This window comes from Methylobacter sp. (genome assembly GCF_030680395.1).
Taxonomy (GTDB): Bacteria; Pseudomonadota; Gammaproteobacteria; order Methylococcales; family Methylomonadaceae; genus Methylobacter_A.
Genome location: NZ_JAUXVR010000009.1, coordinates 17,586 through 29,535 on the forward strand (window position 1 = coordinate 17,586; position 11,950 = coordinate 29,535).

Below are 11,950 nucleotides of genomic sequence, written 5' to 3' on the forward strand. Positions count from 1 at the left end.
TATGACTTACACGACACTCATTTCCACAGACGCGCTCCACCAACAACTTAACAATCCCGACTGGATCATCGTCGACTGCCGCTTTTCATTAGCGGATACCGAAGCCGGTGCCCAAGCCTACCGGCATGGGCACATCCCCAATGCCCGCTACGCCCATCTGGACAAAGACTTGTCCTCGGCGATCACCGACTTTACCGGCCGCCATCCTTTGCCGAACTTTGCCGTATTGGCAAAAAAACTGGGCGACTGGGGCATAACCAATACCAGTCAGGTTGTTGCTTATGACGATGCAGGCGGCGCTTTCGCAGGCCGCCTCTGGTGGCTATTGCGCTGCATGGGCCACGACAAAATTGCGGTATTGGATGGCGGTATCAAGCAATGGCAAAAACAAGGCCTGCCGATCACCACAACTTTGCCTACTGTTAAACCCGTCACATTCAGGCCGTACCTGAACGAAGCGGCATGGCTGACTGCCTTACAGGTGCAAAACAGTCTGTCCAAAAAATCAATTTGCCTGATCGACGCCAGAACACCTGAACGCTATCGCGGCGAACAAGAACCTATCGATCCGGTTGCAGGTCATATTCCCTATGCATTAAACCGGGCTTTCCAATTAAACCTGGACAGCAATGGCTTGTTTTTATCGGCGGAACAATTGCGCGAACAATTTAAACAGCTAATCGGCTCTAACGCGCCCGAACAAGTCGTTCATTATTGCGGTTCCGGGGTCACCGCTTGCCATAACTTGCTGGCGATGGAATATGCGGGATTATCCGGTTCCAAGCTTTATGCGGGATCATGGAGCGAGTGGATCAGGAATAAAAACCGGACGGTTGCTAAAAACTAACTTTAGTTTGGGATCAGGGAAATTAAACAAGCGGCAATAGGTTGCTAAAAGCCGCCAACACTTTAGGACACATTTTTTTGAACATAGTAATGGGCTCCACTACATCTCAATAAGACCCTGCCAAGGTTATTCCCGGCAGCCATTTTTGGGCGAATTGTTTTGTAAATAAGCCTTTTAGATTCAAAAAGCCAGCTTCTTTTCTTATCCCGAACCGGTTAACTTAAGGCGGTAACCTATGCATGAGAATAATGCAGCCAACGCGTACTGTGCCAAGAGCCACGGGCAGCACATCAAATACTCTATTCTACTTTCCAATCATCTAAAACCTTATCGTAAACCTCGCGCAAGCCAAGAACGCAGTCTATGCTTTCCAGCGGCACGCTAGCTTCAAGCCCCACGGCCTCCGTTAATATCCAAACGTCGCCTTGCCGCAGGTAACGTTCGATACTTGGCTGGTCTTGGGCAACCAGCAGGTATTCGCGCAATGTAGGGATTTTACGGTAATGGGCGAACTTGCCCCCTCGGTCATAAGCTTCAGTAGAAGGCGACAGCACTTCAATCAACAATGTAGGATTGAGCAAGGTATCTACATGTGCGTCCTCAAATTGAGGCGTACCGCAGGCAACAACAATATCCGGATAATGGTAGCTGCGCGCTTCGGCTGCCTTGACGCGCATGTCGTTGACATAGGCCTCGCAGGGGCGTTTTTTGAGTTGTATGCTTAATTCTCCTGCAATATTAATGGTTACCAAATTATGTTCCCGGTTTGCGCCGGTCATCGCATAAATTTGACCGTCGTGGAATTCGCTTTTATAGGAAGCGCTACGCTCCAGCGTTAAATATTCTTCGGCGGAAAAATGACCAGATGTAAGTACGGAAGACATGAATCACCTCGTTAAAAGGAAATAGCTTACTAAATATTAAGAACATCATAGCGTTTTAACAGCGGCGTGAAGACTATTTAAACCCCATAAATCTTGCGCTTACGCCAGAACGTTGCCCTGCTCATACCCAGCGAACGGGCGGCTAGGGTAACCCTGCCATTACTCTGCTCCAGCGCCTGACGGATTGCAGCGGATTCCTCGTCCGCCGACAGCGGCGAATTTTGCACAGCTTGCAGCCCAACGGTACGCGACTCCCTAAACTCAGGCGGCAATTCAGAGCAACGTAAGGTCGTCCCCCTGCCTACCGCAAAAGCATATTCCACCACATTATGCAGTTCCCGGATATTGCCCGGCCATGCATAGTCCAGCAAAGCGCGCATGGCCTGCGGATCGATCTTTTCGATTTTCCTGAAATTGGCGGCATTATGCTGTTGGATAAAATGCCAGATCAGTAAACTTATATCTTCCCGGCGTTCCCGTAACGGCGGAATAAAAATGGGCACAACCCTGAGCCGGTACATCAGGTCTTCTCGGAACCGCCCCATTTTGACTTCTTCCCGCAATGAACGATGGGTTGCGGCGACGATACGCACATCGACATCAATCGAACGGTCGCCGCCGACCGGAATATAGTTTCTTTCCTGTATGACACGAAGCAGCTTGGCCTGCAATTCAAGCGGCAACTCAGCCACTTCATCCAGAAACAGGGTCCCGCCGTGCGCGCGTTGAAACAGACCGCTATGATCCTTGACCGCTCCGGTAAACGCGCCACGCACATGGCCGAATAACTCGCTGTCCAGCAAACTACTGGACAAAGCCGCGCAATTGATCGCCAAGAAAGGCGCGTTGCGACGGGCACTCAGATCGTGAATGGCCTTGGCAACCAACTCCTTCCCTGAACCGCTCTCGCCTCTTACCAATACCGTGGCTTCCGTTTCTGCGGCATTTTGAATAATCTGAAATACCGCCTGCATGGCCGGTGAGCGGCTTAGCAAGCCTTGAAAACCCAGTTTTCCCGCTTCGTCTACAGGACGTAGGCGAAGATCAAGAGTAGGAGCAAAAGCTTCGCTTGAGACTTTCGGAAAAATCGTATTGTCCGACTGTTCCGAAACAGGAAGCAGTAGCCCCAAACCGCCGGCGAAAACGCCATCCCGGTCATACAAAACCTGAGTAATTTTTTCTAACTTAATTTTTTGTTGATCTGTTTTCAATGATTTTATGAGTTGTTTTTGATGGTCGCCGCTCTCGGTAATCGCGTATTCTTGCAAACAAGGCTTACCTGTGACATTCTCGATTTTCAATCCCGATAACTGCGCCGCACCTTGGCTCCAGTGAATAATCAGTTGATCCCGGTCAACAATATACAGGCCTGTAATATCGCAAAGATCAAGCAGTTTTAAGAACAACGGCTGCAACGACTGGTGCGCCAGCCAGCCTGACAAAGATGCGGAAATCTGTTTCGTTTGTTTCATTAATGTCTCACTGAATCGAATATGTGTTTCAATGAAACAATATATGAAACAGGCGAAAGGCGCAAGGCAAAGGGCTAAAGGTCCGCAATTCAGCTATGCGCCTTTAGCCTTTAGCCTTTAGCCTTTGCCTTAATCTTTTTGGCACGGCTCTTGCTCTAACCAGATATACCCCATAACCCAACCGGAGACACATCATGCTATTCAAACAATTATTCGATCAGGAAACCTGGACTTACACTTACTTGATTGCTGATCCGATCAGCAAGGACGCCATCCTGATTGATCCGGTCAATACCCATATCGACGAGTATATTGAGCTGCTGGCAGCACACGACCTGCAACTGAAATATTCCCTGGAAACCCATGTTCATGCCGACCATATCACCGCAAGCGGCCTATTGCGCCAACGCTTGGGCGCGCAAACTGCAGTCAGCGGCCTGTGCGGCGCAGAGTCGGCCGACATTCAAATTCAGGACGGCGATATTTTTAAATTTGCAGGCGACGAACAAATCAAAGTCATTGCTACACCGGGGCATACGCGCGGCAGTATTTCTTTTTTATGGCGCGACCGTTTGTTTACCGGCGACTCTTTATTAATAGGCGGTTGCGGACGCACCGATTTCCAAGGCGGCGATGCCGGTGCGCTTTATGACTGTATTACCCAACGCTTGTTTACCCTGCCGGATGAAACGCTGGTCTATCCGGGCCACGACTATCAACAGCGCTGGGTCAGTAGCATCATGCAAGAACGCACGACCAATCCGCGTTTGGCAGGCAAAACCCGCGAACAGTTTATCGAGATCATGAGCAACCTGAACCTACCCAAGCCCCGATTGATTGATGAAGCCGTACCCGCCAACCGTTATTGCGGTTTGGATGAGAATGAGCGCCAGGATGCCGTAGCGCTCAGAGACGCAACGCTGCCGATCCGCGCCACAACAAAAACCGAAGATATGGTCGCCGAGGCCAAGCAGCACATTATTGAAATCGATGTCGCCAAATCGAAACAACTGCTTGCGGAAGGCAATATCGTGCTAATCGACACCCGCGAAGAAAGCGAATACGCCGCTGGACATGTTGACGGAGCCCTATTGGTACCGCGCGGTATGCTGGAGTTCAAAATCAGTAACATGCCTGAACTGGCCGACAAGTCGAAAACGGTACTCATCTACTGCCGTCTGGGGAATCGCTCGGCATTGGCGGCGCAGACCCTACAGCAACTGGGTTACACTAACGTGCTGTCTATGGCTGGTGGGTTTGAAGCGTGGAAAAAAAGCCAAACGTCCTGATTCAGACATCAAAGCACCGGGTTTGCACTCATACGCATCCGGCTGACAACGCCTTACAAAGAGAAAAACAATGAATTTAGACAGTGCAATTCAAAAACATATGGAATGGAAAGTAAAATTCCGTACTGCCATAACCAAGCAAGAACAGATGGATGCCGCGACCATTGGCAAGGATAATTGTTGCGAGCTCGGCAAGTGGCTGCACGGAGAAGGTAAAAGTCAATGCGGCGGCTTAGGAAGCTATGCGATAACATTAAGCAGACATGCTGCATTTCACGTTGAAGCGGGTAAAGTCGCATCCGCAATTAACGCAAAAAAATATACCGAAGCGGAGGCAATGCTGGTTGGCAGCTCGGCTTTCTCCACCATATCCAGTGAAGTCGGAATTGCGCTCATGCGTCTAAAAAAAGAAGCTGCCTAATAAAGTGAAAATGGATACATGACAAAGAAATTATGTTGCTTTACACTTTTTTGTCGTGTACCAAAATTTCCCACTAACTACATGCCTGAGAGGAATTTATGTCAAATCAACACCATACCTTGCTAATCATAGGGGGAGGCGCCGCCGGCGTTTCCGTTGCCAACAACATGCGCCGTCAAAACTCTGATATTGATATTGCCATCGTTGAACCGTCCGAAGTCCATTATTACCAGCCGGGCTTCACCATTATCGGCGGCGGCGCTTATACCATGAAACAAACCATGCGTAATGAAGCCGACTTGATCCACCCGACCGTCACCTGGATCAAGGATTACGCAGAAACCTTTGAACCGGATGACAACAGCGTCAGTTTACGTTCCGGCGATACTATCAGTTACGACTACCTGGTGGTCTGCCCCGGCCTGCAACTGGATTGGGACAAGATTAAAGGCTTGAAAGAAACACTGAACAAAAACAATGTATGCAGCAATTACTCCGCGGAGACCGTGGAATACACTTGGGAATGCATCCAAAACATTAAGGAAGGCACGGCGCTGTTCACCCAGCCGCCGATGCCGATCAAATGCGCCGGCGCGCCGCAAAAAATCATGTATCTGGCGGCTGATCGTTTCCGTAAAAGAGGCACGCTGGACAAATTCACTATTGAATTTTTAAATGCCGGCCCTGCCCTGTTCGGCGTGCCGTTTTTCGCTAAAGCATTAAGCAAAGTCGTTGCCGATTACGGTATCAAAACCTCTTTCAACCATAATCTGATTGCCATTGACGGCCCGGCCAAAATCGCCACCTTTGAAGTCACCGACAGCGACGGCAACAAGCAACGCATTACCAAAGCATTCGATATGATTCATGTCACGCCGCCGCAAAGCGCGCCGGATTTCATTAAAAAAAGCCCTCTGGCGAATGCTGCCGGTTGGGTTGATGTCAACCCCAACACTCTGCAACATAATAAATACGGCAATATCTTCGGCCTGGGCGACGCCGGGTCTACACCCAATGCCAAAACAGCCGCAGCGGTGCGCAAGCAGGTTCCGGTTGTGGTTGATAACATTCTTAACCTGAAAAACAGTAAGGATCTTCAGGGCGGCTATGACGGTTACGGCTCCTGCCCGTTAACTACCTCACTGAGTAAAGTGATGCTGGCTGAGTTTGCCTATGACGGCAAGGTAACGCCGTCTTTCCCTTTACTCGACCCAAGAAAAAGCCGTGCTATCTGGTGGTGGGGTAAAACCACCGGCTTTCCGTGGCTGTACTGGCATTTGATGATCAAGGGCTATCGCATCGATATTCCTCATCTGGAATGCTACGCTAAAAAGTTTTTGAACGAAGAATAAATTATTAGGCGAAAGGCGCAAGGCGAAAGACTAAAAAAACCGCTTTACACTTTTCGCCCTTTGCCCTTTGTCTTTCGCCCTTTATCCTTCTATGCCCCATTCAAAATCCAATAACTCACGACTAATACAGTTATTTCCGATTGTAGGCTGGCTAAAATCCTACACCCGCCAGGAATTTAACAGCGACTTGTTCGCCGGTACCATTACCGCTATTTTGTTGGTTCCGCAAGGTATTGCCTATGCGATCCTGGCCGGTTTGCCCCCGCAACTCGGGCTCTATGCCAGCATCCTGCCACCGGTGCTGTATGCGCTGTTCGGCACCAGTCGCACCTTGTCTGTGGGGCCGGTTTCGATTGCCGCCATTATGATTGCCAGCGCTTTGTCCACGCCGGAAGTCAGCGTGTTAGGCAACCCCATCCAAAGCGCACTGATTCTGTCGGCGGAAAGCGGGATCATTATGTTGCTGATGGCGCTGTTACGCATGGGCGGACTGGTGAATTTTATCAGCCATCCGGTGCTCACCGGCTTTACCAGCGGCGCCGCGCTGTTAATTATCGGCAGCCAATTACCGCAGTTGCTCGGCTTAAAAACACCGTCATGCGGCGTTGATGTTATCTGCTACAGCCATTATTTTTCAGGCGCAGTGCCGGTCACCCTATTAATCGGCCTCGTCGCAATTGCCTTACTGGTATTTTTCGGCAAGCCACTGGTTTTTATGCTTAAAAACACAAGCATGCAGCCTTACCTAATCACCGCAATCAGCAAATGCGGACCCTTATTGACCATTATGCTGGCAACTCTGGCCGTCAGTTACCTTGATCTGACAGGTCAACAGAATGTGGCTGTTGTAGGCAAAGTTCCATCCGGTTTCCCGGCATTAAACATTGACTTCTCACCTATTGAAAAATGGTACACATTACTGCCCTATTCCGGCTTTATCGCATTGATTGCCTATGTGGAAAGCGTAGCCATTGCCAAGGTCACCGCCAATTTCAGAAACGAAAAAATCTTCCCTAATCAGGAATTAATTGCGCTGGGCGTCGCCAATCTGGCCGCCGCCATTTCCGGAGGAATGCCGGTAGCAGGTGGATTTAGCCGTACTATGGTGAATTTTTCCGCCGGTGCGCGTACGCAAATGGCCATGTTGATCGCCGCCGCTATGCTTGCCTTGGCGGTCATTTTCTTTAGCCCGTTATTTGAAAACATCCCCAAAGCGGCGCTGGCTGCCATTATTCTGGTCGCCATTATTCCTTTGGTGAAACTGAGCGATATTACCCACACCTGGCGTTACGATCGCGGCGACGGCATTGCCGAAACCGCTACCTTGCTGGGCGTTTTAGTCTATGGCATTGAGGAAGGCATCACCTTGGGTATTATTCTCACCCTGATCAGCCACTTGCGTAAAACCAGCCAGCCGCATATTGCCGTGGTCGGGCGCATACCCGGCACTGAGCATTACCGCAATATCAAACGTCATAGCGTAGAAACCTGGCCTCACCTGCTGTTACTGCGTGTCGATGAAAGCATCACCTTTGCCAATATCAATTATATCGAGGAATTCATCAACGCCGAGCTAAGGCGGCAACCGGACCTTAAGCATATTGTGCTTATTTTCACCTCAATCAGCGACATAGACACCACAGCGCTGGAGGTCCTGGAAAGCCTGAACCATACTTTGCAATCCTCAAAAATGACCTTGCATATCTCGGAAGCGAAAGGCCCGGTACTCGATAAGCTTGAAAAAACCGACTTCCTCAGGCAACTGCAACCCGGCAAGGCATTTTTCCATACCGAAGATGCGGTTAGGGAGCTGGGCGATGCTGACGCTGCACCTTAAGATTGATTAATTCACCACGAAGACACGAAGGACACGAAGAAAAACAAGGTATAAGGTATCGTGTTTGCACTGCAAAACTCCTCATCTTAATCTCCCGGCAATAGCTGCTGTATTGTCCTGCTACCTACATTCATGTAGGCAGCCAATAGTAGAAGGAATAAAGATGCCGAATTTTGAAATGCAATGAGTAAAACTTCGTGTTCTTCGTGTCTCGGCAACTGCTCCATGCGTTGCTCTACCTCCTGCATCCTTGCAGTCGTTCGTGGTGTTGTGTTTTAAATCAATCCGTGACCATTCAACCGCTATTTCGAAAACGCAATAAAGCGCCGATAGGGCGAGCCCTGCTTCCAGGTAAATGCCTCGGTGTAGTAATGCATTAACGCCAGATAACCCAGCAAACCCAGGGTAATCGCTTTACGAATCTCCACACCGAAAAAGAACTCGGTTACCGCATTAACGGCATTATCCCCGTAAAACTGCAACGCAAACGCCAACGTAAAGGAACATAGGGGCAACACGATAAAAATGGGTACATGACAACGCGCCGCATAGCGATACATGAAATTCTGCGGTTGCCGGTGGTGCTTGTTGTAATCATGCGCCACATAGAAAATATAGGCCGTCGCATCATGCACCAGTCTTGGCAGCAAAATTGCCAGGAAATAATACTGCTGAACAAAAAGATAAAAAGTGCTTAGTACCAATAAAACATTGGACCACAAAAAATATCTGGCCGATTGCGTGGTCACATAACGTTCGCATAACAGCGCACTGCAAACCAGCCCCGCACATAAGACTCCCGCACTCAGCTTGATCCATTCCAACTGCTGCGCATCCAGGCTGTTTTTTAGAAATATGCCGACATAAACGAAAAGGCCCGCCGTCACACTCAGCCACAATAACAAATAAAAAACCCAATCGGGCAGACGATACAGACCGCGCCCTACGCCTAATTGCTGTTTGAGTACGTGGTATACGGTCCAGGCCGCCACCGTCACGTAAAGCACTTTATAGGGAATAAACAAGCTACCCACGCCGAAAACCGTAGTAATGGCAACCGTCATCAAAATGATTTTCATCTTATAAAATTTCAGATATTCGGTATTGCTCACCAACAAGATGGAACTGGCGACGATATGCGGCGTTCCAAAGATAATTTGAAACAATAAAAACTGCTTCGGACTGCTCGGTAAATTCTGCTGCAAAAACCCCTGCCAGAACCAACTGTCAAACAATTGCAACAATAAACACAAAGGAATGATTGCATACAGCCCCAACAACAACCTGAACGAAACAGTCAGCGGGTTATCATTAAGAACATTTTGATTTGAAACGACTTGATCTGAAATGGTTTGGGCAGACATAAAGCTATCCTCCTATTATTGTTATATTCTCAGTCAGAATGTTGAGTATTACTATAAGCTTTTGTTTTATATTAATGTGTTAAGTGATACTAGAGAATTTGGTACACACCTTGGTACTCGTTTTTAATGAGCTGACATGATACACCACGGGATTGCTTGGGAAAATAGGTACAAAAAAGCCGGTATTACCCGGCCTTGGTTTTGATATGCTAATTAACGGCGGAATGAAGGGCGAGCTGTGTCACCCCTTCAATTAATCTCAATAGTGTCTATCCTCGTATTGTCTCCAGCCGCTTTTCTTACTAAGCAATAAAAGCCGATAACCCGAAAGTTACCGGTTCTGACTGTTTATTTTTAGTTATCCGGAATTTCCGGATAACTGATTTTGATTGTTTCTATTTGCCAGTGCGCCCAAGTTCCCCCGAACCTTCCGCGAGGAGTTTTATAAAGGTAGTCAGCGTTTACCTTTATAAAATCGTCACTCAACAACCTGAATAGGAACATGGATTAGGCCAAAAGCACAGGATCGGCAAGCTCAAGCCATTGAATTTCCTTATGGTGGTCATACTCACCATCTTTTAAACCATAAAGACAGTAACGCCTTGAATTTTATTATCATTCAAATATGAATCATCTTTTAGTCCGTAAAGACCGATAAAAAGCTGTGTCTTTATGTCTTGACTTCCAGAAGGGTCGAAACCGAATCAACCCCTGCATTTCTCAGATTTGAGCAATCTATTGATTTTATTGAATTCCTCAAATCTGAGGAATCAATAGATGGAATCCCGTCTATCTCATTCTATTCGTATAAAGGCGGTACCGGCATTGATCCCAATGTTCGGCAAGTTCGTCAATTTCCAAAGTAACAGGGCTCGAATCACTGACCTGACGACTACCAATCATCAGGTCAGAATCCCGACAAAACCTATGTTTATTATTTAATATCAGTTACCTGTATAAAAATTAGAACGATAGGCTTTTCGTGTATAGTGCCTTTTTTAGTGCCTTTTGGTTTAATGAATGCGGTTTTAAACGCGCCAAGGCTTTCCTCCTTTGACTGGGTATCGATAGCTTGCTCGGCAGAGCTCATGATTGCCCCCGCTCTTTGGCTATGTCGGCGTCGCAATAGGCACTGACTGTGGCTTTTATGTCATCTAACTCCTGCATTATCGTATCAATAGCTATACAGAAAGTGGTATCAGAAGGCCTGTCAGCATTATGTCTCTGAAAATGCCAGGATAGTAGTTGCAAAACTCCATTGGCTCTCTCGGTCATTAAGCCAATGTTATTCACTAAACTTATGCTATTGCTTAAATTTGGATCGGCCAGACGGTGAGAAAAATCTACAGCGGCGCTATTAGTGACTGAAGTTTGTTCGTCGGTTTTATCTGTTGAATTAGCCATCATGATTACACCTTTCCATAAAGTGCTTCGCGATTATTCAAGGCGTCAGTGACTTCGTAATTCTCGAATATCAACTGATTTTGCAGCTCCGCCAAACCACTAATAAGCCACCCCAATGTTACTAAACTGCTCTTGCCGACATTCTCCAGATCCGCATAGGCCATTATTTCACCCAAGGCCACGACACTATCAGCTATCACAGTTATTGTTTCATGTGTTCTTGAGCGAAGGATTTCTAAGCCGGTTATATCAGTTTGGTATTTCTTATGGAAAGTTTTTTTATCGTATTCTCTGGTGTGAGCTAACGCGCCCAGCATCAATACATTTGAAAAAACGGAGTTACCGTTGAAGTCAATCCCGCCATTTTCGCTGTGTTTAAAATTGATGTGATTGGCATTGCTTTCGGTTTTTGCTTGAGTGTCCATGATATTATCTCGATTATAGTTTTTATAAGCCGACACCATGATTTTGAGCGGGTGCCGGACTGGACGAAGTTGGCGTTCCGGAACAACAGAACCGGCCAGTCTTGCGACTGCTCCACCCAGCCCGACATAAAGAAGCGCTGAATTTTGCACAATAAAAAACCGCATTAAGCGGCTATGTGCGCTGTTGTATTTCCGATACGCCAATATCGGCACTCAATGTGTGAGTGCGCCGAAAGTATAACTCTGCAATTAGAAGATGAGCAACTAAAAATTATTCTTCTTGTTTGGCGACAATCATACCCAACTTTCTCATAGCCTCCAGCTTGGCTTTCTGTGCGGCCCGTTTAGCGGCAAATGACGGCGCGCCAGCAAGGATTTTGTTTTGCTCGGTGAGTATGTGCTGGAGTTGTTCTTTTTCTTCTTGTGATGGCATGCATAGCATCCTGGTGATTATGGATCGGCTGAATTAGCTCATGCCGACTTCATAAAAAAGTCGTTAAAGTTCTTGGCGCTGAAGCTGCGAAATTTTCCGCACCTTTAAAAACTGAGTCTGGACAAAATGCTCAAGGATATTTGCTGCCAAAACGCGAATCTCAGCTAATGGTTACCAGTAAGTTCTAAATGAGTCATGGCTAATTCAAGTCTTTGATTTACA

At 47.6% G+C, this 11,950-nt stretch carries 12 protein-coding genes; 5 read left to right on the plus strand and 7 right to left on the minus strand.

Features of this window, described 5'->3' with window-relative positions; genetic code table 11:
- Nucleotide 1 precedes the first annotated feature (1 nt).
- Complete coding sequence (locus Q8L79_RS05040; protein ID WP_305268540.1) at nt 2-847, plus strand: sulfurtransferase; 846 nt, start codon at nt 2-4, stop codon at nt 845-847.
- A gap of 299 nt (nt 848-1,146) precedes the next feature.
- On the opposite strand, the gene Q8L79_RS05045 is transcribed toward Q8L79_RS05040, so the two are convergent.
- The gene (locus Q8L79_RS05045; protein WP_305268541.1) at nt 1,147-1,731 is read right to left on the minus strand and encodes a Uma2 family endonuclease; all 585 of its coding nucleotides are present in this window, start codon (nt 1,729-1,731) and stop codon (nt 1,147-1,149) included.
- Nucleotides 1,732-1,808: 77 nt separating this feature from the next.
- Entirely contained in the window at nt 1,809-3,203 is a 1,395-nt protein-coding gene (locus Q8L79_RS05050) for a sigma-54-dependent Fis family transcriptional regulator (protein ID WP_305268542.1), read from the minus strand.
- 194 nt (nt 3,204-3,397) lie between these two features.
- Here Q8L79_RS05050 and Q8L79_RS05055 point away from each other — a divergent pair, with 194 nt between their 5' ends.
- The 4 genes from Q8L79_RS05055 to Q8L79_RS05070 all read left to right on the plus strand — a co-directional run bounded on the left by Q8L79_RS05055 (nt 3,398) and on the right by Q8L79_RS05070 (nt 8,102).
- Entirely contained in the window at nt 3,398-4,492 is a 1,095-nt protein-coding gene (locus Q8L79_RS05055) for a rhodanese-like domain-containing protein (protein WP_305268544.1), read from the plus strand.
- A 70-nt stretch (nt 4,493-4,562) separates the two neighbouring features.
- Nucleotides 4,563-4,913, plus strand: coding sequence for a CZB domain-containing protein (locus Q8L79_RS05060; RefSeq protein WP_305268545.1), 351 nt, complete (start codon nt 4,563-4,565; stop codon nt 4,911-4,913).
- A 98-nt stretch (nt 4,914-5,011) separates the two neighbouring features.
- On the plus strand, nt 5,012-6,265 hold the full coding sequence (locus Q8L79_RS05065) for an FAD/NAD(P)-binding oxidoreductase (RefSeq protein ID WP_305268546.1): 1,254 nt from the start codon (nt 5,012-5,014) through the stop codon (nt 6,263-6,265).
- A 91-nt stretch (nt 6,266-6,356) separates the two neighbouring features.
- On the plus strand, nt 6,357-8,102 hold the full coding sequence (locus Q8L79_RS05070) for a SulP family inorganic anion transporter (protein ID WP_305268548.1): 1,746 nt from the start codon (nt 6,357-6,359) through the stop codon (nt 8,100-8,102).
- Nucleotides 8,103-8,404: 302 nt separating this feature from the next.
- Here the strand turns inward: Q8L79_RS05070 and Q8L79_RS05075 are convergent, their stop codons facing one another.
- The 5 genes from Q8L79_RS05075 to Q8L79_RS05095 all read right to left on the minus strand — a co-directional run bounded on the left by Q8L79_RS05075 (nt 8,405) and on the right by Q8L79_RS05095 (nt 11,728).
- On the minus strand, nt 8,405-9,466 hold the full coding sequence (locus tag Q8L79_RS05075; protein WP_305268549.1) for a hypothetical protein: 1,062 nt from the start codon (nt 9,464-9,466) through the stop codon (nt 8,405-8,407).
- Between the two features lie 934 nt (nt 9,467-10,400).
- The gene (locus Q8L79_RS05080) at nt 10,401-10,556 is read right to left on the minus strand and encodes a hypothetical protein (protein WP_305268550.1); all 156 of its coding nucleotides are present in this window, start codon (nt 10,554-10,556) and stop codon (nt 10,401-10,403) included.
- Nucleotides 10,553-10,873, minus strand: coding sequence for a hypothetical protein (locus Q8L79_RS05085; RefSeq protein WP_305268551.1), 321 nt, complete (start codon nt 10,871-10,873; stop codon nt 10,553-10,555). Before Q8L79_RS05085 ends, Q8L79_RS05080 begins: the two co-directional genes overlap by 4 nt.
- 2 nt (nt 10,874-10,875) lie before the next feature.
- A complete protein-coding gene (locus Q8L79_RS05090; RefSeq protein ID WP_305268552.1) occupies nt 10,876-11,445 on the minus strand; it encodes a hypothetical protein in 570 nt (189 codons plus the stop codon).
- Nucleotides 11,446-11,566: 121 nt separating this feature from the next.
- Nucleotides 11,567-11,728: a hypothetical protein gene (locus tag Q8L79_RS05095; protein WP_305268553.1), complete on the minus strand. Its 162-nt coding sequence runs from the start codon at nt 11,726-11,728 to the stop codon at nt 11,567-11,569.
- Nucleotides 11,729-11,950 lie beyond the last annotated feature (222 nt).